The organism is Bradyrhizobium sp. AZCC 2289 (genome assembly GCF_036924615.1).
Classification (GTDB): Bacteria; Pseudomonadota; Alphaproteobacteria; order Rhizobiales; family Xanthobacteraceae; genus Bradyrhizobium.
The window spans coordinates 3568919-3594782 of the sequence record NZ_JAZHRY010000001.1 but is presented as its reverse complement, the minus strand read 5'-3'; the positions used below and the strand labels follow the sequence as shown (position 1 = coordinate 3594782).

The 25864-nt window shown below is 63.4% G+C and carries 27 protein-coding genes; 17 read left to right on the top strand and 10 right to left on the bottom strand.

Annotated elements, in window-relative coordinates; genetic code table 11:
• Positions 1-186 precede the first annotated feature (186 nt).
• Genes V1289_RS17290 through V1289_RS17265 form a run of 6 tightly spaced genes read left to right on the top strand, consistent with a single transcriptional unit; the run spans position 187 to position 5709 of the window.
• Positions 187-1140: an ABC transporter permease gene (locus V1289_RS17290; RefSeq protein ID WP_074272941.1), complete on the top strand. Its 954-nt coding sequence runs from the start codon at positions 187-189 to the stop codon at positions 1138-1140.
• A gap of 3 nt (positions 1141-1143) precedes the next feature.
• Positions 1144-2031, top strand: a complete 888-nt coding sequence (locus tag V1289_RS17285; protein WP_334398017.1) for an ABC transporter permease — start codon at positions 1144-1146, stop codon at positions 2029-2031.
• Positions 2032-2034: 3 nt separating this feature from the next.
• A complete protein-coding gene (locus V1289_RS17280; RefSeq protein WP_334398016.1) occupies positions 2035-3126 on the top strand; it encodes an ABC transporter ATP-binding protein in 1092 nt (363 codons plus the stop codon).
• The gene (locus tag V1289_RS17275; RefSeq protein ID WP_334398015.1) at positions 3123-3320 is read left to right on the top strand and encodes a hypothetical protein; all 198 of its coding nucleotides are present in this window, start codon (positions 3123-3125) and stop codon (positions 3318-3320) included. Before V1289_RS17280 ends, V1289_RS17275 begins: the two co-directional genes overlap by 4 nt.
• Positions 3317-4729: an amidase gene (locus V1289_RS17270; RefSeq protein WP_334398014.1), complete on the top strand. Its 1413-nt coding sequence runs from the start codon at positions 3317-3319 to the stop codon at positions 4727-4729. The genes V1289_RS17275 and V1289_RS17270 overlap by 4 nt, the downstream gene beginning before the upstream one ends.
• The gene (locus V1289_RS17265; RefSeq protein WP_334398013.1) at positions 4726-5709 is read left to right on the top strand and encodes an ABC transporter ATP-binding protein; all 984 of its coding nucleotides are present in this window, start codon (positions 4726-4728) and stop codon (positions 5707-5709) included. Before V1289_RS17270 ends, V1289_RS17265 begins: the two co-directional genes overlap by 4 nt.
• 10 nt (positions 5710-5719) lie before the next feature.
• On the opposite strand, the gene V1289_RS17260 is transcribed toward V1289_RS17265, so the two are convergent.
• Complete coding sequence (locus V1289_RS17260; protein ID WP_334398012.1) at positions 5720-5920, bottom strand: hypothetical protein; 201 nt, start codon at positions 5918-5920, stop codon at positions 5720-5722.
• A gap of 160 nt (positions 5921-6080) precedes the next feature.
• On the opposite strand from V1289_RS17260, the gene V1289_RS17255 reads away from it, so the two are divergent.
• Entirely contained in the window at positions 6081-6350 is a 270-nt protein-coding gene (locus V1289_RS17255) for a GlsB/YeaQ/YmgE family stress response membrane protein (protein WP_334398011.1), read from the top strand.
• Between the two features lie 104 nt (positions 6351-6454).
• Here V1289_RS17255 and V1289_RS17250 read toward each other — a convergent pair whose 3' ends face one another.
• Positions 6455-6838 carry a response regulator gene (locus tag V1289_RS17250; protein ID WP_334398010.1) on the bottom strand — a complete coding sequence of 128 codons (384 nt, stop codon included), beginning with the start codon at positions 6836-6838 and terminating at the stop codon, positions 6455-6457.
• Between the two features lie 332 nt (positions 6839-7170).
• Here V1289_RS17250 and V1289_RS17245 point away from each other — a divergent pair, with 332 nt between their 5' ends.
• On the top strand, positions 7171-10200 hold the full coding sequence (locus tag V1289_RS17245; protein WP_334398009.1) for a hybrid sensor histidine kinase/response regulator: 3030 nt from the start codon (positions 7171-7173) through the stop codon (positions 10198-10200).
• A gap of 3 nt (positions 10201-10203) precedes the next feature.
• On the top strand, positions 10204-11142 hold the full coding sequence (locus tag V1289_RS17240) for a GGDEF domain-containing response regulator (protein ID WP_334398008.1): 939 nt from the start codon (positions 10204-10206) through the stop codon (positions 11140-11142).
• 71 nt (positions 11143-11213) lie between these two features.
• On the opposite strand, the gene V1289_RS17235 is transcribed toward V1289_RS17240, so the two are convergent.
• A complete protein-coding gene (locus V1289_RS17235) occupies positions 11214-11807 on the bottom strand; it encodes a LysR substrate-binding domain-containing protein (protein WP_334407512.1) in 594 nt (197 codons plus the stop codon).
• Between the two features lie 3 nt (positions 11808-11810).
• Here V1289_RS17235 and V1289_RS17230 point away from each other — a divergent pair, with 3 nt between their 5' ends.
• Positions 11811-12188: an acyl-CoA thioesterase domain-containing protein gene (locus tag V1289_RS17230; protein ID WP_334398007.1), complete on the top strand. Its 378-nt coding sequence runs from the start codon at positions 11811-11813 to the stop codon at positions 12186-12188.
• Positions 12157-12528 (top strand): hypothetical protein, encoded by a 372-nt coding sequence (locus V1289_RS17225; RefSeq protein WP_334398006.1) that lies wholly within the window; start codon positions 12157-12159, stop codon positions 12526-12528. Before V1289_RS17230 ends, V1289_RS17225 begins: the two co-directional genes overlap by 32 nt.
• Positions 12529-12544: 16 nt before the next feature.
• Here V1289_RS17225 and V1289_RS17220 read toward each other — a convergent pair whose 3' ends face one another.
• On the bottom strand, positions 12545-12730 hold the full coding sequence (locus V1289_RS17220; RefSeq protein ID WP_334398005.1) for a hypothetical protein: 186 nt from the start codon (positions 12728-12730) through the stop codon (positions 12545-12547).
• Positions 12731-12760: 30 nt separating this feature from the next.
• Between V1289_RS17220 and V1289_RS17215 the strand changes: the two genes are divergently transcribed.
• A complete protein-coding gene (locus V1289_RS17215; RefSeq protein WP_334398004.1) occupies positions 12761-14503 on the top strand; it encodes a type I secretion system permease/ATPase in 1743 nt (580 codons plus the stop codon).
• A complete protein-coding gene (locus V1289_RS17210) occupies positions 14500-15807 on the top strand; it encodes an HlyD family type I secretion periplasmic adaptor subunit (protein ID WP_334398003.1) in 1308 nt (435 codons plus the stop codon). The genes V1289_RS17215 and V1289_RS17210 overlap by 4 nt, the downstream gene beginning before the upstream one ends.
• Positions 15808-15942: 135 nt before the next feature.
• On the opposite strand, the gene V1289_RS17205 is transcribed toward V1289_RS17210, so the two are convergent.
• Complete coding sequence (locus V1289_RS17205; protein WP_334398002.1) at positions 15943-16833, bottom strand: VOC family protein; 891 nt, start codon at positions 16831-16833, stop codon at positions 15943-15945.
• A gap of 250 nt (positions 16834-17083) precedes the next feature.
• Between V1289_RS17205 and V1289_RS17200 the strand changes: the two genes are divergently transcribed.
• Positions 17084-17920, top strand: coding sequence for an alpha/beta fold hydrolase (locus V1289_RS17200; protein ID WP_334398001.1), 837 nt, complete (start codon positions 17084-17086; stop codon positions 17918-17920).
• Between the two features lie 21 nt (positions 17921-17941).
• Here V1289_RS17200 and V1289_RS17195 read toward each other — a convergent pair whose 3' ends face one another.
• Positions 17942-18865, bottom strand: coding sequence for a ketopantoate reductase family protein (locus V1289_RS17195; RefSeq protein WP_334398000.1), 924 nt, complete (start codon positions 18863-18865; stop codon positions 17942-17944).
• Positions 18866-18982: 117 nt separating this feature from the next.
• Between V1289_RS17195 and V1289_RS17190 the strand changes: the two genes are divergently transcribed.
• Complete coding sequence (locus tag V1289_RS17190; RefSeq protein ID WP_334397999.1) at positions 18983-19735, top strand: bestrophin-like domain; 753 nt, start codon at positions 18983-18985, stop codon at positions 19733-19735.
• Between the two features lie 83 nt (positions 19736-19818).
• On the opposite strand, the gene V1289_RS17185 is transcribed toward V1289_RS17190, so the two are convergent.
• The 4 genes from V1289_RS17185 to V1289_RS17170 all read right to left on the bottom strand — a co-directional run bounded on the left by V1289_RS17185 (position 19819) and on the right by V1289_RS17170 (position 23358).
• A complete protein-coding gene (locus V1289_RS17185) occupies positions 19819-19965 on the bottom strand; it encodes a hypothetical protein (protein WP_171985641.1) in 147 nt (48 codons plus the stop codon).
• Between the two features lie 262 nt (positions 19966-20227).
• Complete coding sequence (locus V1289_RS17180; protein ID WP_334397998.1) at positions 20228-21568, bottom strand: MFS transporter; 1341 nt, start codon at positions 21566-21568, stop codon at positions 20228-20230.
• A 328-nt stretch (positions 21569-21896) separates the two neighbouring features.
• Positions 21897-22379, bottom strand: coding sequence for a CinA family protein (locus V1289_RS17175; protein WP_334397997.1), 483 nt, complete (start codon positions 22377-22379; stop codon positions 21897-21899).
• A 1-nt stretch (position 22380) separates the two neighbouring features.
• Complete coding sequence (locus V1289_RS17170; protein ID WP_334397996.1) at positions 22381-23358, bottom strand: MBL fold metallo-hydrolase; 978 nt, start codon at positions 23356-23358, stop codon at positions 22381-22383.
• A 270-nt stretch (positions 23359-23628) separates the two neighbouring features.
• Between V1289_RS17170 and V1289_RS17165 the strand changes: the two genes are divergently transcribed.
• A complete protein-coding gene (locus V1289_RS17165; RefSeq protein ID WP_334397995.1) occupies positions 23629-24714 on the top strand; it encodes an amidohydrolase family protein in 1086 nt (361 codons plus the stop codon).
• Positions 24711-25820, top strand: coding sequence for an amidohydrolase family protein (locus V1289_RS17160; RefSeq protein ID WP_334397994.1), 1110 nt, complete (start codon positions 24711-24713; stop codon positions 25818-25820). Before V1289_RS17165 ends, V1289_RS17160 begins: the two co-directional genes overlap by 4 nt.
• Positions 25821-25864 lie beyond the last annotated feature (44 nt).

The window sequence follows — 25864 nt, the reverse complement described above, 5'->3', positions numbered from 1 at the left end:
TCCCCTCTCCCCTTGTGGGAGAGGGTGGCTTCGCGAAGCGAAGACGGGTGAGGGGTCTCTCTCCGCGGACGAAACTCCCTCATTTGAAGTGTCTGAACCCGCGGATAGAACCCCTCATCCGCCTTCGATGCTTTGCATCGAAGGCACCTTCTCCCACAAGGGGAGAAGCCAAGAAGAAAGTGACCTGTGCTTCTCTATATCGCCAGACGTATCGTCTACGTCATCCCGATCGTAATCAGCGTTGCGCTGGTGTGCTTCCTCTTGGTGCACATCACGCCCGGCGATCCCCTGGTTGCGGTGCTGCCGGCGGATGCGTCGCAGGAACTCGCGGCGCAATTGCGCACGGCCTATGGTTTTGATCGTCCGCTGCCGGTACAGTTCGGGCTGTGGCTGTGGCGCGCGGTCAATGGCGATCTCGGCCATTCCATCGCCACCGGCCGTCCGGTTCTGACCGAAGTTTTGCGCGCGGTCGGCAACACCGTAACCTTGGCGATTGCGGCCGCCCTGATCGGATTTACCCTCGGATTGTTCTTCGGCCTGATCGCCGGCTATTTCCGCGACACCTGGATCGACAAGGTCGCGACCTCGATTGCGATCGCCGGCGTCTCGGTGCCGCATTACTGGCTCGGCATGGTGCTCGTGATCATCTTCTCGGTGCAGCTCAACTGGCTGCCCGCGGTCGGCGCCGGACCCGGCGGCTCCGGCGCCTGGGGCTGGGACTGGGAACATCTGCGCTACCTGATCCTGCCCGCGATCACGACCTCGGTGATCCCGATGGGCATCATCACCCGCACCGTGCGCGCGCTGACCGGCGACATCCTGTCACAGGATTTCGTCGAGGCGTTGCGCGCCAAAGGCCTGCGCGAGACCGACGTGTTTCGCCACGTCATCAAGAACGCCGCGCCGACGGCGCTTGCGGTGATGGGGCTGCAACTCGGCTACATGCTCGGCGGCTCGATCCTGATCGAAACCGTGTTTTCCTGGCCGGGCTCGGGCCTATTGCTCAATTCGGCGATCTTTCAGCGCGACCTGCCGCTGTTGCAGGGCACCATCCTGGTGCTGGCGCTGTTCTTCGTGGCCCTCAATCTCCTGGTCGATATCGCGCAAGCCGCGATCGATCCGCGCATCAAGCGGAGCTAGCCGATGAGCGCGATTACAGATGACGCCCTGCAGGCCGCGCCCGCCACCAAGGCGCGCGGCTATTGGGCCACCGTCGGCCGCCGCATCATGCGTGACAAGGTCAGCATGGCTTGCGCCTTGATCCTGGTGCTGATTTTCGTGTCCGCTTTGTGCGCGCCGTGGCTTGGCCTCGCCGATCCCTATCAGGGCTCGATGATCCGCCGGCTCCGCCATATCGGTACGCCGAATTATCCGCTCGGCACCGACGAGCTTGGCCGCGACATGCTGGCGCGCCTGATCTATGGCGGACGGCTGTCGCTGATCATCGGTATCCTTCCCGTGATCCTCGCCTTCGTGATCGGGACCTCGCTCGGCCTTGTCGCCGGCTACGTCGGCGGCAAGCTCAACACCGCGATCATGCGCACCGTGGACGTGTTCTACGCCTTTCCGTCGGTGCTGCTGGCGATCGCGATTTCAGGCGCGCTGGGGGCGGGCATCGTCAACTCCATCGTGTCGCTGACCATCGTGTTCGTGCCGCAAATCACCCGCGTGGCCGAGAGCGTCACCACCGGCGTGCGCAACATGGATTTCGTCGAGGCCGCGCGCGCCTCCGGCGCCGGCCCCTTCACCATCATGCGCGTGCACATGCTAGGCAATGTTCTGGGGCCGATCTTCGTCTACGCCACCGGCCTGATATCGGTGTCGATGATCCTCGCCGCCGGCCTGTCGTTCCTCGGCCTCGGAACAAAACCGCCGGAGCCGGAATGGGGCCTGATGCTCAACACGCTGCGCACCGCGATCTACGTCAACCCCTGGGTCGCGGCGTTGCCCGGCGCCATGATCTTTGCAGTCTCGATCTGCTTCAACCTGCTCAGCGACGGCATGCGCAGCGCCATGGATATCAGGAACTGACGCATGAGTGAAACCAGTCCATCCGTCGAAATGCTGGCGCCGGTCGAGGACATCGGCGGCGCGGCGCAGCCGCTGTTGCAGGTCAACGGGCTTACAAAACATTTCCCGGTGCGGGGCGAGCTGTTCAGCGCGCGCAAGACGGTGCGCGCGGTCGATGATGTCTCGTTTTCGGTTCTCAAGGGCGAAACCGTCGGCATCGTCGGCGAGTCCGGCTGCGGCAAATCGACCACGGCGCGGCTGTTGATGCATCTGATGAAGCGCGACGCCGGCGATATCGTCTATGACGGCTTGCAGGTCGGCCGTGCGCTGTCGCTGCGCGAACTGCGCCGCGGCATGCAGATGGTGTTTCAGGACAGCTACGCCTCGCTCAATCCGCGCCTGACCATCGAGGAATCGATCGCGTTCGGCCCAAAGGTCCACGGTATGGCCGATGGCGCGGCGCGCACCTTGGCGCGCGAACTGCTCGGCAAGGTGGGATTGCGGCCCGAGAATTTCGCCAACCGCTATCCGCACGAGATTTCCGGCGGCCAGCGCCAGCGCGTCAATATCGCCCGTGCGCTGGCGCTGTCGCCGCGGCTGGTGATTCTGGACGAAGCGGTGTCGGCGCTCGACAAATCGGTCGAGGCCCAGGTGCTCAATCTGCTGGTCGACTTGAAGCGCGAATTCGGGCTGACCTATCTCTTCATCAGCCACGATCTCAACGTGGTGCGCTATATCAGCGATCGCGTGCTGGTGATGTATCTCGGCGAGGTGGTCGAGCTCGGTCCGGTCGATCAGGTCTGGGACGCGCCGGCGCATCCCTATACGCGGGCGCTGCTGGCGGCGATGCCGTCGTCCGATCCCGATCACCGCACCGAGACGCCGCCGATTTCGGGCGATCCGCCGAATCCGATCGACCCGCCATCGGGGTGCCGGTTTCACACAAGATGTCCGTTTGCGGAGCCGCTCTGCGCAAACGCTACGCCTAAACTCACCGCAATCGATACAATGGGGCACGAAGCGGCCTGCTACATGGCCATTCCAGGCTCGGGGCACAGCCGCGCACCGGCCCAAAAAACCAATAGAGAAACGGACAAGGGAGCAAACCCGGCATGACCACACCGACCGCAAAAGAGATCAAGGCAATGACGGATGTCGCGGGCGTGCCCGTCGACGCCGAAGTCGCCGCGCGCATCGCCAATTCCATTGGCCCGGCCTTCGCTGGCTTTGCCCCCGTCGCCGGCACGCTGCCGTTCGATCTGGAGCCGGCGGGTTTTCTGCTGGTGCAGACCGCAAAGGTTTCGGCATGAGCACCGAACCGGCTTTGATGTCGCTTGTTTCGGTCGCGAAGGCGATCGCGGCGAAGAAATTGTCGTCGCATGAAGTGACGCGATCCTGCCTGCACCGGATCGCAGAGTGGCAGCCGCGCCTCAACGCCTTCATGGCCATCGAATCGGAAGCGGCGCTGAAGGCGGCCGACGAGGCCGATGCGGCGCTGGCCAAAGGCGACAAGCGCGGTGCGCTGCATGGCGTGCCGCTGGCGCACAAGGATATGTATTACGACGTCGGCAAGGTCGTGACCTGCGGCTCGCTGATCCGCCGCGATTTTGTGGCTACCACGACATCCACGGCGCTGCAGCGCCTGAAGGACGCCGGCACGGTCCGGCTGGGTTCGCTGCAGATGGTGGAATTCGCCTATGGCCCGACCGGCCACAACGTCCATTACGGCGCGGTGCACAACCCCTGGCACGTCGACCACATCACCGGCGGTTCGTCGTCCGGGTCGGGCTCGGCGGTTGCCGCGCGCTTGACCTTTGCGGCCCTGGGCTCGGATACCGGCGGCTCGATCCGGATGCCCGCGCATTTCTGCGGCGTCACCGGGCTGAAGACGACGGTCGGCCGCGTCAGCCGCGCCGGCGCAATGCCGTTGTCGCAATCGCTCGATACCGTCGGGCCATTGGCGCAGACGGTGGAAGATTGCGCGCTGCTGCTGGGGCTGATGGCCGGCGCCGATCCCGAAGATCCCACCGCGTCGACTTTGCCGGTGCCGGATTACATGGAAGCGACCAAGGGCTCGATCAAAGGCCTCAGGATCGGCGTGCCCACCGCGTTCTATGTCGACGATCTCGATCCCGAGGTGGCGCGTGTCCTCGACGAGACCATCGCGGTTCTCAGACAAGAGGGCGCCGAAATCGTCCAAATCGAATTGCCGGACCAGCGCCAGCTCACGGCCGCATGCCAGTTGGTGCTCGCGACCGAAGCGGCGGCGTTGCATAAAAGATGGATGATCGAGCGGCCGCAGGATTACGGCCCGCAAGTCCTGATGCGGCTGCAGAACGGGCTTGCGATTCCCGGCGTGTCCTATCTCGAGGCGATGCGCTGGCGCGGCCCGGCGCTGGCGGCCTATCTCGCGGCGGTGACGGGTACCGATGCCGTGCTGGCGCCGGTAGCACCAGTGCCGGCGCCGACCATCGCCGAGAGCGATGTCGGCAACAGCGATGGCGCCGAAGCTGTGATCCAGCGGCTGACGCGGTTCACCCGGCCGGTGAACTATCTCGGCCTGCCGTCGCTGTCGATTCCCTCGGGCTTTGCGAAAAGCGGCCTTCCCGTCGGCATGCAGCTGATCGGCCGCTCGTTCGATGAGGCGATGCTGCTGCGGATCGGCGCGGCGTTCCAGCGGGTGACCGATTTCCATAGCCGGGTACCCGCACTCAAATGACCAACCTCGTCGAAATCCGCGACCTCAACATCCGCTTCACCGGCGAGCGCACGGTTCATGCCGTCAACGATCTCTCGCTCTCGCTCGGCGAGGGCGAGGTGCTCGGCCTGCTCGGTGAGTCCGGTTCCGGAAAGAGCGTGACGCTGCGGGCGCTGATGCGGCTGTTGCCGAAGAAGCGGACGCAGATCTCGGGCAGCGTCAACGTTTTGGGACAGGATGTGCTGGCCCTCAACGACGAGGCGCTGTCAGCGTTTCGCGGCCAGACCGTCTCGATGATCTTTCAGGAGCCGGCGCTGGCGCTCGATCCCGTCTACACCATCGGCCGTCAGATCTCGGAATCCGTGATGCGCCACGAGGGCAAGAGCGAGAAGGAGGCCACGGCGCGCGCGCTGGAAATGCTGGAAGTGGTGCGGATTCCCTCCGCCAAACGGCGGCTCGATGCCTATCCGCACGAGATGAGTGGCGGCATGCGGCAGCGCGCGATGATCGCGCTGGCGCTGGCCTGCAAGCCGAAGATATTGCTGGCGGACGAGCCGACCACGGCGCTCGACGCCACCGTGCAGATCCAGATCCTGCTGCTGCTCCGCGAATTGCAGCGCGAGTTCGGCATGTCGGTCATCTTCGTCACCCACGACATTGGGGTTGCGATCGAAATCTGCGACCGCGTCGCGGTGATGTATGCCGGCCAGATCGTCGAGCAGGGCAGCTTGAGCCAGATCGTGCGTTCGCCGGTGCACCCCTATGCCAAGGGGTTGCTGGCTTCGACCGTCCACGGCGCCAAGCGCGGCCAGCGGCTGGAGACGATACCGGGGACGCCGCCCTCGCTCGATCACGCGCCGACCAGTTGCTCGTTCGCGCCGCGCTGCGGCTTTGCGCAAGCCCGCTGTACCGAGCGATTGCCGCCCAATGTGCAGATCGCGCCGCACAGGATCGCAAGATGCGTTCTGGCGGAGCCTGCTCCGGCCGTTGCTGCGACCTGACCGTCGCCGCCTATCCGCCGAGCCCGGGATCAGCCCATTCTTCGATCTGGGAAGCTCCGACGATCCGCCTGGGCTGATGCGGATTGAGGGTGCCGGCGCTGGCGGTCCATCCCTTGGCCAAAATCTGCATCGCGAACAGTTTTGCGTCGACCTCGGATTTGAATGTCCGGGTCGAGCGGACCGCGCTCATCGCCCCGTCGTCCGTTTTCACGGCTTTGTCCGGCCCATAGGCCACATACCAGATATCGGCTTGTGCGGGGCAAAGTTTCCTCCGCCGGGCGGAGTGCAGATTGGGGTCGTCACATCAGACAATTATCGATAGGCTGGAATACAGCCGCGGAAATGACGCGTGCGAACCGGGGGGATTTCCAATGTACATATCGAGCGAAAGCCTGATCGTTATTCTGTTCGTCGGCCTCGTCGCCGGCTGGCTGGCCGGCAAGATCGTGCGCGGTACCGGCTTCGGCATCATCGGCGATATTGTCGTCGGTATCGCCGGCGCGTTCGTCGCCAGCTTTCTGTTTCCCAAGCTCGGCATCCATATCGGCACCGGGCTGGTCTCGGAGATCATCTATTCCGCGATCGGCGCCATCGTGCTGCTCTTGGTCGTGCGTCTGGTTCGATCCGGCGGCCGATTCTAAAAGCGGCGAATCAGCTTCGAACGGGCGCGTCCGACGGCGGCACCGCCGCGGATGCCCGTTCTGGATTCGATTCGGTCGGTATCGCCTGAGCGCCCGCAGTGACCTCACTTCGCAAATGCTGCTTCGATCTCGGCCTTGAGTTCCGCCGCGCTGAACGGCTTGACGATATAGCCGCTGACGCCGGCCTTTCCTGCCGCGATGACGTTCGCAGCCGTCATGTCGGAAGTGATCATGATGAACCGGATTTCGGCGAGCGCTTCGTCCATCCGAATTTTCTTGAGTAGCCCGTAGCCGCTCATTGGCTCCATATTCCAGTCCGAGATCACCAAGGCATATTTCTTCTCGCGCATCTTGGCGAGCGCCACCAAGCCATCGGTGGCCTCATCGACGTCGCTGAAGCCCAAACGCGTCAACAGGGTTCGCAGGATGAGCGCGGTCGCGATGTGATCCTCGACCACCAGAACCGGCATCGACAGACTCACAGCCATTGTTTTGCTCCCGTTTGCCGTCGTTCCCGCCCGGGCCTTACGCGTTTGCGGCTCTTGGCGTCGCTGTTATCAAGGTGCCGGAACGCTGTGCTCAATGCATACAAGCTCAATACGTACAATATATCCATACACATACGGGCCCTGTACTGAGCTACTTCAAGGATTTACGCATTCTTTAGCATTTCCGATTAATCTCGCTTCAATATCCGATTCTGCCGCACGACGGATAGTTGGGAATTCCGCGGATGGGGTGCCTCGTTCGGCTGCCCCGGCTGGTTGGGCGAGTGCTGTGGTGCCAGCGCATATCAGGGCAGGGAAGACGGCGCTCCCCAATGAATCTCAACATTCGAACCCGACTGAACATCCTCGTCGTGGCGGCCATCCTGCCGCTGCTCCTTCTCGCCGGCGCTTTTCTCTGGGAGCGATCGAACGACGACTATTTGAAGGCCCAATCGGAGGCCCGCAGCGCCGCGACACTCAGCGCGGCGCGCATCGACGATTACCTCAACAATGTGAATACGCTGCTGCGCACGATAGGGCGATCTATCTCTGGCGATCCGGCGGATGTCGAAAAGAACGATGCGCTTCTCCGGGCGGTCCGGGCGGATCTCCCGGCCTATGTGAGCAATGTGCTGGTCACGGACCTCAAAGGTCACAATATCGGAACGTCGCAGTGGCCTTTGACCGACAAGAGCCGAACCTTCGTAGGCGATCGCCCCTATTTCAACGAGGCGCTCGAAAAAGGAAGGATCACAATCAGCGAGCCAATCCTTAGCCGAATGTCCGGCGTTTGGGTTGTTGCCATTGCGTGCCCGTTGATCGACGCCACTGGTGCTACGCGGGCAGTCATCGTTCTTGGCACGCAGTTGGCGCGCATCAACGAGATCACTGAATCGGCAAGCTTGCCGCGGGGAAGCGCAGTCAGGATACTGAACGAGCGCGGCATCATCGTCGGCCGCACCGGTCAACCCGGGTGGATAAGCCGTGATGTCAGCGGTGATTCAACTGTCCGCCATCAACTTGAACTCGGGGAGGCAAGCGGCGAGACGGTTTGGCTCGACGGCATTACCCGCGTGACGGCGTCGGTTACGATACGGGCCGTTCCGTGGGTCGTGACGGTCGGTCTGCCCACGGATGCGACACTGGCTAACTTATCTCAGGATATGCGATGGGGGCTAATCCTGACCGTCCTGGCTATCGTGGCGGCATTTCTGCTCGCGTGGGTGTTCTCGTCGGGAATAGTCCGTCCGATTCGGCAATTGCGGCGCGACGCCGCTCTCATCGAAGCTGGAGAGTTCAGTCATCGGTCGAGCGTTCAGACAACAGGCGAATTGGCGCGGCTGGTGGGAGCCTTTAACGGGATGGCGGATTCGCTGCTGCAGGCCAAGGACGCGGCCGAGGCGGCGACGAGAGCCAAGTCCGAATTCCTGAGCGTCATGAGCCACGAGATCCGCACGCCGCTCAATGGCGTGATCGGGATGATAGGGCTCCTGGCCGATACCAAGCTCGACCCGAAGCAACGCAACTACGCGGAGATGGCGAGGCAATCGGGAGAAGCTCTATTGGATGTGGTCAACGACGTTCTCGACTTCTCGAAGATCGAAGCCGGCAAAGTCGAGCTCGAGATCATCGATTTCGATCTCCACGACATTGTCGAGAGCGTCACCGGCATGGTGGCCGTGCGTGCCGCTGCCAAGGGGCTCGAGGTCGCCAGCCTGATCGACCACGACCTGCCGGAGATTCTTCACGGCGATCCGTTCTATCTGCGCCAGATCCTCGCCAATCTGGCCGGCAATGCGGTCAAATTCACTGAGCGAGGCGAGGTGGTGTTGCGCGCCAGGCGGCACGCCGGGAACGAGCATGGGGTGACGATCCGTTTTGAAGTCACCGACACGGGCATCGGTGTCGCCCCGGAGCAACAGTTGCGCCTGTTCGAGGCGTTTGCGCAGGCTGACCTTTCGACGACGCGCAAGCATGGCGGAACCGGTCTCGGTCTCGCCATCTCCGCGCAGCTTGTGAGGTTGATGGGCGGCGAAATAGGCGTGGACAGTGAAACCGGAAAGGGTAGCACGTTCTGGTTTTCCGTTTCGCTTGGTCTCGCATCCACCCAGGTGCCGCGTCAGCGCATGAACCTGCGCGGCTTGCGCGTGCTCGCGGTCGACGACAACGCGGTCAACCGTGCCATTCTGCATGAGCACATTGTTGGCTGGCATATGCACAATGGCAGTGCCGCATCCGGCCCCGGCGCCCTCGACATGCTGCGTGCGGCGGCGGCGCGCGGCGAACCTTACGACGTGGCGATCGTCGACATGCAGATGCCGGGCATGGACGGGCTTGCGCTTGCGCGAACGATCAAGGCCGACCGTTCGATCGTCGGGACGCGGCTGATCCTCCTGACCTCTATCGGTCAAACCGGCCCTGAGCCGAACCGCGATGGTTTGTTCGATGCCTGCCTCACGAAGCCGGCGCCGCAATCACAGATCTACGACTGTCTGGCGCGTGTCATGGCAGGGTCCAATCTGGCAGCAGAAGAACTCCTGCGCGTTGAAACTCCTTCGGCCACTCGGAAACGGGCGAAGAGATCGGCAAAGCGACGGGACGGGCGTATCCTGATCGCCGAAGACAACGTCGTCAATCAGCAGGTCGCGGTCGGCGTCCTCGCGGCGCTCGGCTATCGCGCCGATGTCGTGGCCGATGGCCGCGCAGCCGTCGAGGCCGTGAGCCAGGTGCCTTACGCCGCGATATTGATGGATTGCCAGATGCCGGAGATGGACGGCTATCAGGCGACCCAGGAGATCCGTCGGCGCGAAGGAGCCGGGCGGCATACGCCGATCATCGCGCTGACCGCCGATGTGCTGAAGGACGCACGTGCCAAGAGCCTGTCGGCGGGAATGGACGACCACATTACCAAGCCTCTCGACCCACAGGAACTCGCCGCCGCTCTCGATCGATGGCTGCCGAGCGTTGATGAACTCGAAAGCCAGGCTGTCGCGGCCGCGCGGCGACCAGAGGGAGCCGTCGATCGCACTGTGCTCGACGGCTTGCGCGAACTCGAACGCTCGGGAGCGCCCGGGTTGGTAAAGAAAGTACTGGATCTGTTCCTTCTGGATACGCCGGAGCAACTGGCCGATCTGCGGGATTCACTGCGGAAGGGAGATTCGGTTCGTCTGGTCAAAGTCGCTCATAGCCTCAAGGGAAGCGCCGCTAATCTGGGCGCGCGCGAAATGGTCCGGATCTGTGCCGAGCTGCAAATGCTGGGAGAAGCTGAAAATATCAGTATTGCACCGTCGCTGATCGCCAATCTCGAAAGCCAGTTCGGATCAGTCCGCGCCGAGATCTTGTCCGACGGTGCTACGAGGTAGGCCATGCGCATTCTTGTTGCGGAAGATAACGCCGCCTCACGTCAGATTTTCAAAGCTGCGGTCATATCGCTTGGCCATGAATGCCTCATAGCATCCGGCGGTGAGGAGGCATGGCGCCTGTTCGAGACGGTCGATGTGGATGCCGTCATTAGCGATCGGGTGATGCCCGGAATGGATGGCATCGAATTGTGCAGCCGAATCCGGGCGTGTGGGAGAGACGCATATACTTATTTCATCTTCCTGACGGTGCTCGACAACAAGGCGGAGGTGCTGCGCGGTATACAGGCTGGCGCGGACGATTATCTCGTCAAACCTCTCGACATCAATGAGCTGAAGATGCGGCTGCTCGTCGCGTCGCGGGTCACATCGCTGCACCGGCAATTATCCCGGCAGTCGGCGCAACTGGAGCGGCTCAATCGTCAGCTGTTCGAGCAGTCGCGTACCGACCCGCTGACCAAACTCGGGAGCCGGCTCAAACTGAGCGAGGATCTCGAAAGCATCAATGCCAGGGTGGATCGCTATGGCCACACCTGTTGCGCCGTCATGTGCGATGTCGATTTTTTCAAGGCTTATAACGACAGCAAAGGCCACCTCGCCGGCGATGAAGTGCTCCAGGCCGTGTCGCGGGCGCTCATGAACACGGCCCGGAGCGGCGACCACGTCTATCGCTACGGCGGCGAGGAATTTCTGATCCTGTTGCCCGAACAGTCTCTCGACGCCGGATTGGTGGCGGCCGAGCGCTTCCGGCGGGCAGTCGAGCAATTGGCGATCCCGCACGATTGCAGTCCCGTAGACAATGTCGTGACCATCAGTGCCGGGGTGGCGTTGCTATCGCACTCTGACGGCAAATCGGTAGGCGCATGGTTGAACGAGGCGGACGCCGCACTCTACCGCGCAAAACAACAGGGACGTAACCAGGTCGTGCTGACTGACGCGGAATGAGGGTCTTGCTCTCGGTTGCGGCCGATATCTAATCCGGACTCTTGGGGGGCTGAGTGTCCCCCGCGAGCCCATTACTGTTTCGCGCGGCCGACGGCCTCCAGGATCCATCGCCGTACCGCGGCAATTCGCCGGTCCCGCGCCTGTTCGGTGTGGGACACCAGATAGATCGTCTCGCTGTGCGCGGGCTCGAACGCAAACGGCGCGACCAGTTTTTTACCAAAGCCCGGCCGCGCCTTGATCAGCGGCGCCATCGCCAGGGTAACGCCGAGCCCGTGCTCGGCGGCTTCCAGCATCGCCGGCACGCTGTCGAGCCAGAGATGGCCGCGCGGCTCGAGATGCGACAGCCCGGCCTCTTTCAGCCAGGCCGGCCACCCCCGCGGTTGCGTCGTGATATGGATCAGCACCTGGCGGGACAGATCCTCGGGGCTGCGCAGGCCAGCCTTGACCAGCGCCGGCGCGCAGACCGGCAATCCCTTGACCGCGACCAGCGGCTCGAATTTCAACCCGGTCGAATGTTCGCGGCCATAGCGGATGGCGACGTCGACACGCGAGGCGTTGAAGTCGGCGTATTGATGGGTGGCCTCGATCCGCAGCGTTAGCCCGGGATAGCGCTGCCTGAAATCGGGCAGGGCCGGGATCAGCACGGTCGAGGTGAAGAACGGCAGCGGTTGCAGGGCGGGGCGGTCGCGAGCCTGCTGACGGCCGAGGTCGAGGCGCTGGCCGCCGTCCGCAACTGGGGCACCGCGGTCAGCGCAACGGCTTGGTTCCTGCGGCCGACGCCGATGACGGATTTGCGAACGCAGCTTTCAGTCGTGAGCGAAGGCGGCCGGGTCAGCGTGATCGACAACACGCTGTGGCCCGCCAGCGAGGACCTGCCCTGCGCCACCGTCCGGCTGACGCTCTCGCGCGAACGCGCGATCGAGATCCCCGGGTTTGGCGATCAGGCCAGCGAGCCGGTGGATCCCTTGCAATTTCCGCTGCGCAGCCCGCACGCCGCACGGCCGGTCCTGGTTCATGGACGCGATGGAAGCGCGCGCCAGCGATGACGCCGCCTGGTTCCGGCTCAACCATCCGATCATCGACGGTGCCGGCCCGCTTGCCGGCGTTCTCGGGCCGGCCGACTGGACCCACGGCATCGCGCGGCCGTTCCGGAACGTCGTGGCGGACCCCAACCCCAACCTGACGGTTCAGTTGTTCAGGCCGCCGGTCGGAGCATGGGTGGGCGTTCGCGCGCAAACCAGATGGCGACCGGCCGCCGGGATCGGAACCGGGAGCGGCGTGCTGCTCGACGTCAATGGCGAAATCGGCCGGGTCTCGATGTCGGTGATCCTGGTGCCGTTTCCGAAGGCCGAACCCGCCTCACAAACCGCACCCACGCAGGGTTAACCGTAGTATCGGCTTTTTAGCGAAAGCCGCCCCGCGATCGATCCGGGGCGGCGGCCGGGTCGCGCGAAGAAATCGCATCAGACAAAAGACTTAAAGCCTCACCTCTTCCTGTCCCCGGGTTACGGCGATGAACTGTATTCAGGTTAACGCGACTTAAATAGACGGTCGCCATAAAGATCGGTAAAACGATCGCGTCGTCCATTCCTTTTTCCTTTTGAAGAGATCCGAATTAATGGCAGCCGCTCCCGGCGTCCGGCGATCCGAACTCGGTGAAGCGTTGCGCGCCTGCCGCGACGCCTTCATCGGCGTCGGCGTCATGAGTTGCATGATCAATCTGCTGTACCTGACCGGCTCGATTTTCATGCTGGAGGTCTATGACCGGGTGCTGCCAAGCCGGAGCGTGCCGACCCTGGTCGGCCTCGTCGTGCTGGCCGCCGGCCTCTACGCCGCCCAGGGCTTTCTGGACCTGCTCCGGGGACGAATTCTCGGGCGCATCGGTACCTCGCTCGATGAGGCCATCAATGCCCGCGTGTTCGAGACCGTGGTGCGCCTCCCGCTGCTGGTCGGCGGCCGCAATGAGGGGCTGCAGCCGCTGCGCGATCTCGACAATGTCAGGTCGTTCCTCGGCAGCATGGGCCCGGGCGCGTTCTTCGATCTGCCCTGGCTGCCGTTCTATCTGGCGATCTGCTTTGCGTTCCACTGGCTGCTCGGGCTAACCGCGCTGATCGGCGCCATCATTCTGGTGACGCTGACCCTGATTACCGAATTCATGTCGCGCCGGCCGGCCAAGGAGGCGATGAGCCTTGCGGCGCGGCGCAACGATCTGGCGGCTACCAGCCGCCGTAATGCCGAAGTGCTGGTCGCGATGGGCATGTCCGGGCGGCTGGGCAAGCGCTGGGGCGAGGCCAACGAAAACTATCTGGCGGGCAACCAGCGCGCCAGCGACGTCGCCGGAGGTCTCGGCGCGATCGCCAAGGTGCTGCGCATGATGTTGCAATCATCGGTCCTCGCGGTCGGCGCCTATCTCGTGATCCACCAGGAAGCGACCGGCGGCATCATCATCGCCGGCTCGATCCTCTCGGCCCGGGCGCTGGCGCCGGTCGATCTGGCGATCGCGCACTGGAAGGGTTTTGTCGCCGCGCGCCAGAGCTGGCACCGCCTCACCCGGCTGCTCGAGCAGATGCCGGCGTCGAACACCCAGACCCTGCTGCAGAGCCCGTCCAAGCGGCTGTCGGTCGAGGGCGTCAGCATCGTGCCGCCGGGCGATCAGCGGGTGATCGTCCAGGACGTCACCTTCGCGATCGAGGCCGGCAGCGGCGTCGGTGTCATCGGGCCCAGCGGATCGGGCAAGTCGTCGCTGGTGCGCGCGCTGGTCGGGGTCTGGATGCCGTTCCGCGGCAAGGTACGGCTTGATGGCGCCGCACTCGATCAGTGGTCGTCCGACGTGCTCGGCCGCTATGTCGGCTATCTGCCGCAGGATGTCGAATTGTTCGGCGGATCGATCGCCCAGAACATTTGCCGCTTCGATCCGGACGCCAAGTCTGAATCGATCATCTCGGCCGCCAAGGAGGCCGGCGTCCATGAGATGATCATCAAGATGCGGGACGGCTACGACACCCAGATCGGCGAGCAGGGCACTTCGCTGTCGGCCGGCCAGGCCCAGCGCGTGGCGCTGGCACGGGCGCTGTACGGCAATCCGTTCCTGATCGTGCTCGACGAGCCGAACTCCAATCTCGACAGTGAAGGCGACGAGGCGCTGACCCGCGCCGTTCGCGGCGCGCGCGAGCGCGGCGCCATCGTGGTGGTGGTGGCGCACCGGCCGGTCGGCATCGAGGCGGTCGACCAGCTGCTGGTCCTGAAAGACGGCCGCATGCAGGCGTTCGGGCCGAAGGAGACTGTTCTCGGCCAGGTGCTGCAGCGCGTCGCGCCGCCGACGCCGATCAAGATCGTGTCCGATGCGGGAGCCAAATCATGACCGCAGAACTGCGCGGCGCCCGCCGCTCGATACGGGCGCATCTGATCGTGGGGCTGGTCGCCGTGCTCGTTCTCGCCGGCGGCTTCGGCGGCTGGGCATCGACCGTGCAGATATCCGGCGCGCTGATCGCGCCGGGATCGGTGGTGGTCGATTCCAACGTCAAGAAAGTCCAGCACCCGACCGGCGGCGTGGTCGGCGAAGTCCGCGTGCGCGACGGTGACCTGGTCAAGGCCGGCGATATCGTGGTGCGTCTCGACGAGACCGTCGTCAAGGCGAGCCTTGCGATCGTGGTCAAGACGCTCAACGGTCTGTGGGCGCGCGCCGCCCGGCTCGAGGCCGAGCAGCGCGGCCTCGACAAGGTCCAATTTCCGACGGCGCTGACCGATCGCGCCGACGACCCCGACGTCAGGGATGTGATGGCCAGCGAATCCAAATTGTTCGAGGTTCGCGTCTTTGGGCGGACCGGACAAAAGGCGCAATTGCGCGAGCGGGTCACGCAGCTGAACGAGGAAATCGCTGGGCTCACCGCGCAGGAGCAGGCGAAAGACAAGGAAATCGCGCTGGTCGAGAAGGAGCTGGTCGGCGTCCGCCAGCTTTACGACCAGCACCTCGTGCAATTATCGCGGCTGACCACGCTGGAGCGCGACCAGGCCCGGCTGTCGGGCGAGCGCGCGCAATACATCTCCTCGCGCGCCCAGGCCAAGGGCAAGATCACCGAGACCGAGCTGCAGATCATCCAGGTCGACAAGGACATGGTCAGCGAGGTCTCCAAGGATTTGCGCGAGACCAACGACAAGATCGGCGAGTTCGTCGAACGCAAGGTCACCGCCGAAGATCAACTCCGCCGCATCGATATCCGCGCCCCGCAGGACGGCATGGTGCTGCAGTCGACGGTCCATACGGTCGGCGGCGTCATCACCGCCGGCGACGCCATCATGATGATCGTGCCGCAGGCCGACGCCCTTTCGGTTGAGGCCAAGGTCAATCCGCAGGATATCGACAAGCTGCAGATCGGCCAGAAGACGCTGCTGCGGCTGTCGGCCTTCAACCAGCGCACCACGCCGGAACTCAACGGCGTCGTCACCCGCGTCTCCGCCGACGTCACCACCGACCAGCGCACCGGGCAAAGCTACTACACCATCCGCGTCTCGATGCCGCCGGAAGAGGTCGCCCGCCTCGGCGACAACAAGATCATCCCGGGCATGCCAGTGGAAGCCTTCGTGCAGACCGGCGACCGCACCATGTTCTCGTACCTGCTGAAGCCGCTCAGCGACCAGTTCATGCGCGCGTTCCGGGAGAAGTGAGTTTATCGTGTCGTCCCCGCGAAAGCGGAGACCCATACGCCGCGGCCCGCGAAAAGGGCACATGGGCAGACGGCTTCTTTAACCAACGAGCATCGGTGGTTATGGGTCCCTGCTTTCGCAGGGACGACGAGCTTACTATCGCTCGTCGTACTGGTCCGGTCCCATCGCCCACGCCCATTGCTCGTGGCCGGCGGCGTAGGTGCGGTTGGTCTCTGCCGGGTTGCGGTTGATCAGCGGCCGCAGGTACATCGGGTGCGTGGCGCTGCGCACCTCGTGCTCGACCGTGAACAGGTGTTTGCCGCTGGCGGGATCGACGATTTCGCGAAAGCGGTATTGGTACTGGTTGTCCTCTTGCGAGACCAGGCCGCGATCCCTGAGTTTGCGATAAGGGCCGGAGAAGTTGGTGATGTAGATCTGCACATGGTGGCCGTCGTATTCCGGCTGCGGCCGGTCGGTCTCGCGGAATTGCAGATACTGGTCCTTGCCCACCTTGGCGCGTGCGACCGTGCCGTCGCCGTTCTTCAGTTCGGTCGCAATTCCCATGAACTCCGGATAGAAGGCGCAAATGCCTTGCGCGGTCCCGGGCGGCACGTCGAACTCGACATAGGGGATGCCAAGCGTGATGCGCCCGAAGCGCGCGGCGTCCGGCTCGTAGCAGCGCAGGCGATTACCCCAGGGACAAAGCGCCTCGACGTAGTCGTTATGCTCGCTGAACGCGAATGAAGTACCCTCTAACTTCTTCGCAACGGACGCGAGCCGGTCGAGCAGGGCCTGCCGGCCCGAGATGACGAGGGCGGTATGGCCGCGAAGCACCTGCGGCCCGCCGTTCGGCAGATGAAACTGGCTGCGGCCGACATTGACCCACATGTTGGTGTCGGACACCATCAGATAGGGATCGCGGGTCAGCCCGAGGCCCGCGACATAGAACAAGGTCGCCAGCCGCTGATCGGGCACCGTGACGTTGACGTGTTCGAGATGGATCGAGTTGCCGAGATCCTCGGCGGTGCGGTCGAATGTTGGCTGCATGGGTGCGGTCCTGGAAGCCCGTGGCCGGTAGGGCGGATTGGCGATAGCGTAATCCGCCGGACGCCGGCGATAAAGAGGCGGGTTATGCTTCGCTAACCCGCCCCACGCGTTCGGGCGCGGGTTCCACGGTCTCTGTTCGCTGCAGGGCAATAACTTTCTGATATTTAATGCCGGCGCGATGGCTCCGGCCACACCGTTTTCACGTTTCTACACCATCTGTTGAATCAAAAACGTGATCGGGACGGAAACGATGAGACGGGGAATTACGGTTCTGGCGTGTCTTTGTGCCATTACCGGTGCGGCTTATTTCGCCATCAGCAAATGGGGCATTCAGCACGAGACGCTGGATTTGTTCGACAGCGCGCGGCAGCGGCCCGTCGCTGTCGACGTTGCAGTGCGCTGGGACTACGAGATGAAGGCGAATGACGGCATCTGGAAGCTTCCGGTCGCCATCATCAGTAACGGCAATACCGTCAAGAACACCGAGTATTCGTTCCTTGCCAACGTATTTGCGGCGAGGGGATATCTGGTGGCCAGCATCCAGCAGGATATTCCGACCGATCCGCCGTTGATGACCAAGGTGGGGCTGCCCTATGTCGGTCGCCTCGGCGTGTACGAAAAGGGTGAAGCCAACATTCTGTTCGTCATCCAACAATTGAAGAAACGGCATCCGAATGCCGATTACGGTCACCTGACCCTGGTCGGGCATTCGAACGGTGGCGACACCGCGATGTACTTCGCCAAGCAACACCCGGACCTGGTTTCGAAAGTGGTTACGCTGGATAATCTGCGCGTGCCCTTCGTGCTCAGCAACAAGCTGAAGATCCTTTCCTTCCGCTCCAAAGATCCGAATTTCGCCACCGATCCCGGCGTGCTGCCGACAGTCCAGCAGGCCAAGGCCGACGGCATCGATATTGTCCCCACCCAATTTCAGCACACCTGGATGAGCGATCGCGGCCCCGACTTGGCCAAGGCGAGAATCCAGGCCACGCTCGACAAGTTTCTGGGCAACGGCAGCGCCAGTGAGCTGGCACCGGTCGACACCGGTAACTTGATTGTTTCCAACGCCGGCACGCCGCTTCCTTGAGCCATTCGCCGTACAAATTGCTCAGCCAGGCGCACCCATGATGTAGGGCTTCAGCATCGCATACATCAGGCTGTGGGTCGGCGTCGGGACGCCAAGTTTGTGGCCGAGTTCGGCGACCTTGCCGCCGAGCCAGGGCAGCTCCAGCCGGTTGCCGCGTTCGAGATCCAGCGCCATCGACGCCTTCATGGTGGGCGGCGCATGGCTGTTGAATTCGAGAATGATGTCGAGCGCATTGGAAGGCAGCGCCACGCCCCTGGCGCGGCCGACGTCGATCACTTCCTGGTGGGCGGCGATGAAAACCGGACGGATCTCCGGATCGTCGCGCAGCTTGCCGATCGGCTGGCGGGCCAGCGCCGTGATGCTGGCGTTGGTGGCGAGCAGGACGAACTTCATCCAGAGATCGGTGAGGATCTGTTCGCTCAGGACCGCATCGAACCCGGCTTTCTGACAAAGTGCCAGAAAATCCTCGGCCCGCTTGCTGCGCTTGCCGTCGAGCTCGCCGAAGATCATGCGCATGAAGGTGCCGACCTGCTGGATCGTACCGGGGGCGATGATCGACGCAGAGATCTGCGCCACGCCGCCCATCACGGCGTTGCTCCCGAGAATCGGGATCAGCCGCTCGGCGGCGTCGATGCCGTTCTGCAGCGGGATGACAGCGGTGTCGGGGCCGATCAGCGGCTTGATGGCAAGGCCTGCGCTTTCGACGTCCCACAGCTTGACGCAGAACAGCACGATATCGACCTTGCCGATCCCGGCGGGATCGTCGGTGGCATGGGTCGGCACCAGATGGGTCTCGCCGCGGCCGCCCTGGACCTTCAGGCCCGCGCTCTTCATGGCGGCCAGATGGGCGCCGCGCGCGATGAAGGTGACGTCGGCGCCCGCCTTGGCCAGTGCCGCGCCAAATCCGCCTCCGACGCCGCCCGCGCCGACAACCGCAATACGCATGGAGTTTCCTCTCGTTGACTACAGCCCGACAGTGTGGCCTGTCGGTGCGCAGGAATCCAGACACGGCAGCGGGGGGCAGCAATGAGCGACTGGTTACACAATTTGCCGGTGCCGTTGATGGCGCTGGCGATCTTCGGCTTCACCTATCTGCTCGCCCTGGTCATTTTCGCCGCCATTGCCGCGCTCGCGACCGACGCGCGGGCAAAGTCGTTCAAGGCGATCTCTCCCGGCTTGCTGCCGGTGCTGGGCATCATCTTCGGCCTGTTCGTTGCTTTCATCGCGGCCCAGGTCTGGGGTGACAATGACCGCGCCGCTGCGGCGGTGAGCCGCGAAGCCAGCGCGCTCCGCGCTGTCACGCTGCTCGGCGCCGGCCTGCCGGCCGAGCAGGAGGGCCGGTTGCGCGACCTCGTTCGCGGCTACATCGAGCGGGCAATCACAGAGGAGTGGCCGATGATGGCGCGCCAGACCGCCTCGCTGCGGGCGGCTCCCACAGACCTTGCCGTGGCGCTGCAGCTCGTTGTCGCGATGACGCCGTCAGGCGTCGGCCAGCAGACCGCGCAGCGGGAAATAATTGCCGCCCTGGGGACCGCGCTGGACGCGCGCAGGCAACGGATCATCATCAGCCAGGCGGAAGTCAATCCGGTCAAATGGTGGTGCCTGTACCTGCAGGCGATCTGCGAGTTGCTCGCGATCGCTCTCATCCACTGCGATAACCGGCTGGCATCCGGGATTGCGCTTATGCTGTTCGCGACCGGCGTGGCCGCCTCGGTGCTGCTGATCGCGGCGCATGACCGGCCGTTCACCGGTCAGATCTCGGTCGGGCCGGAACCGCTTCGGCAAATCATGCCGGGCGCGTCGACGAGTCGATGAGAGGCGCGCGCCCCTCAACGCGAAGGCGGCGCATTCGCCAGCGACGGGAACCGGCCGCAAGCCCGCCGATCCGAACGAGGCAGCTAGGCCGGTGCGGGCGCGTCCTGCGGCACGCCGGCAGGGCCCTTTTCCGTCGGAAACACGCTCTCGTATATCGCGCGAGCTTCTTCAATAAGGCGCGCCTCGTTGCGGTCGCGATCAGGTTTCGGGAACTTTATGACTTCACCCATTTGATCTCCAGGGGAGGAAGCGTCCAGCGAGAATCAAAATGCGAATATCGTGCCAGACCGGGAGCGCCGCTATCCGTACTAAACCGGGAGTCGGAACGCCGGTTGAGAATCCTCGCTGCGGGTTTTAGTGCGTCCCGGACACCTGCGATGGCGGAAAGAACCATGGCGATATGAACAGCAACATCGCCAGCACCGGATTGTACAAATCAAGCACCGATTCTTCCCGCCATTTTTTCATGACGATCACTCCCGACCGGGTGCCTCAATCCCGCTGTCCGTACACGCCCGATCCGCTGATATCTTTTCCGGTGTAGTCGGTCATCAGCGCGGTCGCGACCAGCGTGATGACGGCGCATATCGCGATGTAGACCGCGATCGCGGTTGCCGAATGAAACGACCCGAACAGCCAGGTTGCGATCAGCGGCGCCGGGCCGCCGGCGATGATGGATGCGAGCTGGTAGCCGAGCGACGAGCCGCTGTAGCGCAGCCGCCCCGTAAAACTTTCGGCAATCAGCGCCGCCTGCGGTCCGTACATCATGTCGTGCGGAATCAGCGAAAGGAAGATCGCCAGGAAGATGATCGCCTCCGATCCGGTATTCACCATCGCGAAATAGATGAAGCCGAATACGCCTGTTGTCGCCGCCCCGATCATGTACATGTTCTTGCGGCCGATCCGGTCGGACAGATGGCCGAACAGCGGAATCGCGACAAACGACAGCACGGAGGCCGACATCACCGCGGTCAACAGGAAGTTGCGCGACATGTGCAGGGTGCCGATGCCATAGGAAAAGATGAACGCGGTGAAGATATAGAACGGCGCCTGCTCGGCCATGCGCGCAAAGGCGGAGAGCAGGATTTCGCGGGGATACTGCTTGATCACCGTCAGCATCGGCGTGCGCTCGACCTTGTTCTCGGCCAGCAGTCGGGCGAACACCGGGGTTTCCAGGATGCCGAGCCGGATGTAGAGGCCGACGCCGACGAGGATGAGGCTGAGCGCGAACGGGATACGCCAGCCCCAGCCCAGGAACTGCTCCCCCGACATCTGGCTGAACGCCAGCACCGCGAGGTTGGCAAGGAACAGTCCGCACGGCACCCCGAATTGCGGCCATGACGCGATCAGTCCGCGCGACCGGTCGTCGCGCGCCCATTCCATCGACATCAGGACCGAGCCACCCCATTCGCCGCCGACACCGACTCCCTGGATGAATCGCAGGGCGGTCAGGAGCACCGCGCCCCAGATGCCGATGCTCTCGTAGGTCGGAACGATCGCCACCGCGGCCGTGGCCAGTCCCATCAACAGCAATGTCGCGATCAGGGTCGCCTTGCGGCCGATGCGGTCGCCGTAATGCCCGAAAATGGCGGCGCCGATCGGGCGCGCGATGAAGCCGACCGCGTAGATCGCGAACGCCTCCAGCGTGCCGACCCAGGGGTCGGAATGCGGGAAGAACAGTTTTGCGAAAACCAGGCCGGTGACGGTGCTGTAGAGGAAGAAATCATACCATTCGATCGCGGTGCCGATGGTGGACGCAACCACGGCGCGGCGAAGCTGAACCTGATGCTCGGATGGGCTGAGGGGGGTGGTGTGAACACCGGGTGTTGCCATGAGCGTTTCCTCCGCAACAACCCCCATTTGACACAGGCCGCAACAGGCCTTTGCGCAGCAACGCGCTGATCCGTTGCCGGTTCCAGCCGGTGCCGGCAATTGCGGCTAGACTTTAGGCGGATTGGCCGGAAGATTTTTGCACAACTTGAACAACAAACACCTACGTCGTCCCGGCCCATATGCGCAATTGCGCATCAGGAGCCGGGACCCATAACCACAAGCCTGAGTAGTTACCCGCAAATCGTCGAACGGCGTCTCTCAAAACGCGCGGCCGCGGCGTATGGGTCCCGGCGTGCGCCGGGACGACAGAAAGCGCCGATCGTTGAAATCACCGCGACAAATTCTGCAGCAGCAAATTCAACGCCGCATTGGCAAAAGCCTGCATATTCGCCTGGCGGTCGGCGCTGCCGGTTTCCAACGTGATCACGGACGTTTGCGGCCCTGCCACCGCCATGCAGCTATGGCCGGCGGCGTCGCCGTAGCGGTTGCCGGTCGGCCCGGTGGCACCGGTTTCCGACAGGCCCCAGTCGGTGGCAAAGCGTTGCCGCATCTGGCTGGCGAGCAGTTTTGCGTAAGCCTCGGACGCCGAGCGGATGCCCTTCATGGCTTCGTCGGGAATGTCCATCAGGATCCGCCGCGCGTCGCGGGTGTAGATCACGCCGCCGCCGAGGAAATAGGCGGATGCGCCGGGCACCGCGAGCAGGGCGGCCGAGATCAGCCCGCCGGTCGAGGATTCCGCAACTGCGATGGTCTGTTTCCGCTCGATCAGTTTGGCGGCGATTTTCTCGGCGATGGTAACCAGCTCTTTCATCTCAACTCCGGTGCAGGATTCGTTTCAGCAAAGGTTTGTTCTCGGCAGCAGGCTTGTCGGCGAGCGAATGATAGACCACGCGAATGAAATTTTTGCTGGCGAGATCGGTCGGCGCCCATTTGGCATCGAGATCGGCGAACGGCTTTGCCGCCACCGCGTCGTCCTCGCTCTTGCCGTCCTTCACCAGCTTCGCCATCCGGTCGCGCGCGGTGACCAGCATGGTGCGGTACTCCTTAAGCGCCGACTTGTCGGCGATCGGGCCGTGGCCGGGCACGATCCGGCTCCTGGCGTTGGTCAGCTTGAGATAGGCGTCCGTGGCCGCGATCATGCCCTTGATGTTGCCGCCATTGGCGAAGTCGATATTGGGATAGCGGCCGTTGGTGAAGGTGTCGCCGGTCGACAGCACGTTGGCGGTCTTGAACCAGACATAGGTGTCGCCGTCGGTATGGGCGTTGGCGATGTGCTTGAGGTCGGCGACGCGGCCGTTCATCCGGATCTTGAACGCGCCGGTATAGGTCTTCCCAGGCAGCGCGCCGGCCGATGCCGGCGGCGTCTTGGCGCCGGTCAGGCCGTTGGTGGTCCCGGCGGCGAGCCGGGTCTTGACGTTGACCTCGGAGACGACGAGGGCGCCGTCCCTGGCGAAGGGCTCATTACCGCCGGTGTGGTCGCCGTGGAAATGCGTGTTGACCAGATATTTGACCGGCAGGTTCGAGATCACGGCAATCGCGGCCTTGATCTTGTCATGCAGCGGCGCGAACTCGCTATCGACCATGATGATGCCGTCTTGCGCGGTCGCCACGGTGATGTTGCCGCCCTGGCCTTCGAGCATATAGACGCCGTCGCCGAGGTCGGCGGTCTTGATTTCGACCTTGGAGAAATCGACCGGGGGCGGTGCTGCGGGCGGCGATTGCTGCTGGGCGCCCGCAATTCCTGTCAGCAGCACGGCGGTGGCAACAACGGCTAATCCAGTCCGAATCATGAAATTCCCCCCGGCGCCCAAATTGTCCTGTCGCCATGTTGTCCTAGCACATGAGGGCCGCGTTTGCCGAGTTGCGGGCGGCAGGCGAGCCTGCTTGAATGCGCTGCAAGAACCAGGCGGCGCGGCTTACAAGATGCCGTGAGTGCGCGCCGCCAGGGCATGATCCGGAAAAGTGGGTACCGGTTTTCCGAAAAGATCATGCTCAAACAAGAAAGATAGAGCGGGATGACTTTTCGAAGAAAAGTCATCGCGCTCCAGCGAGGAAACATCATGACCGCACCGATCGCGGGCGGCGTGGATTGCGATCTGCATCCCGCCGTGCCGCATCTCACCAGCCTGCTGCCGTATATGAACGATTACTGGCGCGACCAGGTGACGACGCGCGGCATGACCGACCTGATCTCGCAATCCTATCCGGTCAATTCGCCGATCTCGGCGCGGCCGGACTGGCGGCCCGCGCAGGGCAAGCCGGGATCGAGCCTCGAGGACATGAAGCGGCAGGCGCTCGACCCGTATCGCGTGAGCTTTGGCATCTGCAATCCGCTGTACGGCGTGCAGATGGTGTTCAGCGAGGATATGGCGGATGCGTTCTGCCGCGCGCTGAACGACTGGCTGGTGAAGGAATGGCTCGACAAGGACGAACGCCTGCGCGGCTCGATCGTGATCCCCGTGCAAAGCATCGAGAAGTCGGTGGCGGAGATCGAGCGCTGCGCCAAGGACAAGCGCTTCGTCCAGGTGCTGATGCTGGTCATGGGCGATATGCCGCTCGGCAAGCGCCACTACTGGCCGATCTATGCCGCGGCCGAAAAACTGGATCTGCCGATCGGCGTCCACGCCGGCAGCAATTATCATAACCCGCCGACCTCGGTCGGCTGGGGCTCCTATCACATCGAGGATTACGTCGCGCAAGCCCAGGCGTTCCAGACCCAATTGACCAGCCTGATCGTCGAAGGCGTGTTCGCCCGCCACCCGAACCTCAAGATGGTGATGCTGGAATCGGGCTTCACCTGGCTGCCGGCCTATCTGTGGCGGCTGCATAAATTCTGGCGCGGGGTCCGGATGGAGACGCCCTGGGTCGACCGCGCGCCGCTGGAAATTGTGCGCAGCAACATCCGCTTCTCGCTGCAGCCGGTCGATGCGCCGCCGGACCCGACCACGCTAAATCGCCTGTTCGACCATATGCAGTCGGACGAATTGCTCCTATTCTCGACCGACTATCCGCACTGGCAATTCGACGGCGACAAGGTGCTGCCGGACGGGATTTCGGATGATCTCGTCCGCAAGATCATGATCGATAACCCGCTCGCGACATATAGTCGGTTGAAACAGCCCGCGATCAAGGAGACGACGCCATGAACATCCAGTTCCGCGACCGTCCGGAGCCGGCGCCAGCCGCCAGCGTCAAGACCGCGATCGCCGATTGCGACATTCATCCCGCCCGCGCGACGCCGACCGAGCTGTACCCGTATCTGGCAAAACGCTGGCACGAACATCTCCAAACCTACGGCAAGCACGCCTATCAGGGCATGATGGAGGGGCCGCCCTATCCGAAAGCGCAGCCGAATGCGTCGCGCCGCGACGCCTATCCGCCGGAAGGCGGGCCGCAAGGGTCGTCGCTGTCCTTCATGCAGAAGCAGCTTCTCGATCCGAATAATGTTGCACTCGGCGTCCTTAATCCGCTCCAAACCGGGCAGGGCTTGCGCAACCAGGACCTCGCCGCAGCGCTGGCGACCGCGATCAACGACTGGCAGATCGAGAAATGGACAGCCAAGGATTCGCGGCTGAAGGGTTCTGTCGTCGTCGCCAATGAAGACGGCCCTGCCGCGGCCTCCGAAATCCGCAAGCGCGCGGGTGACAAGAATTTCGTCCAGGTGCTGCTCTTGAGCCGCAATGTCGAGCCGCTCGGCCAGCGCCGCTACTGGCCGATCTACGAAGTCGCGCAGGAAGTCGGCCTTCCGGTCGGCGTGCACGCCTTCGGCTTCGGCGGCAATCCGATCACGGCGTCGGGCTGGCCGAGCTACTACATCGAGGAGATGGTCGGCCATTCGCAGTGCCAGCAGACCGCGCTGGCCAGCATCGTTCTGGAAGGCGTGTTCGAGCGCTATCCAAAACTGAAAATGGTCATGATCGAAGCCGGTTTTGGCTGGGCGCCGTCGCTGGCCTGGCGGCTCGACAGGAACTTTGAGCGGCTGCACAGCGAGGTGCCGCATCTCAAGCGCAAGCCGTCGGAATATATCCGCGACCACATCTGGTGGACCACGCAGCCGATGGAAGACCCGGAGCGGCGCGACCATCTGTTCGAGCTGATCGAGTGGATTGGCTGGGACAAATTGCTGTTCGCGACCGACTACCCGCATTGGGACTATGACGACCCGTCGCGCGTGCTGCCGGCCGGCGTCAGCGACGCCAACCGCGAAGCGTTCTATCTCGGCAATGCGAAGAAGCTGTACGGGATCGCATGATCCGGAAAAGTGGGAACCGGTTTTCCGAAACAGATCATGCGCAG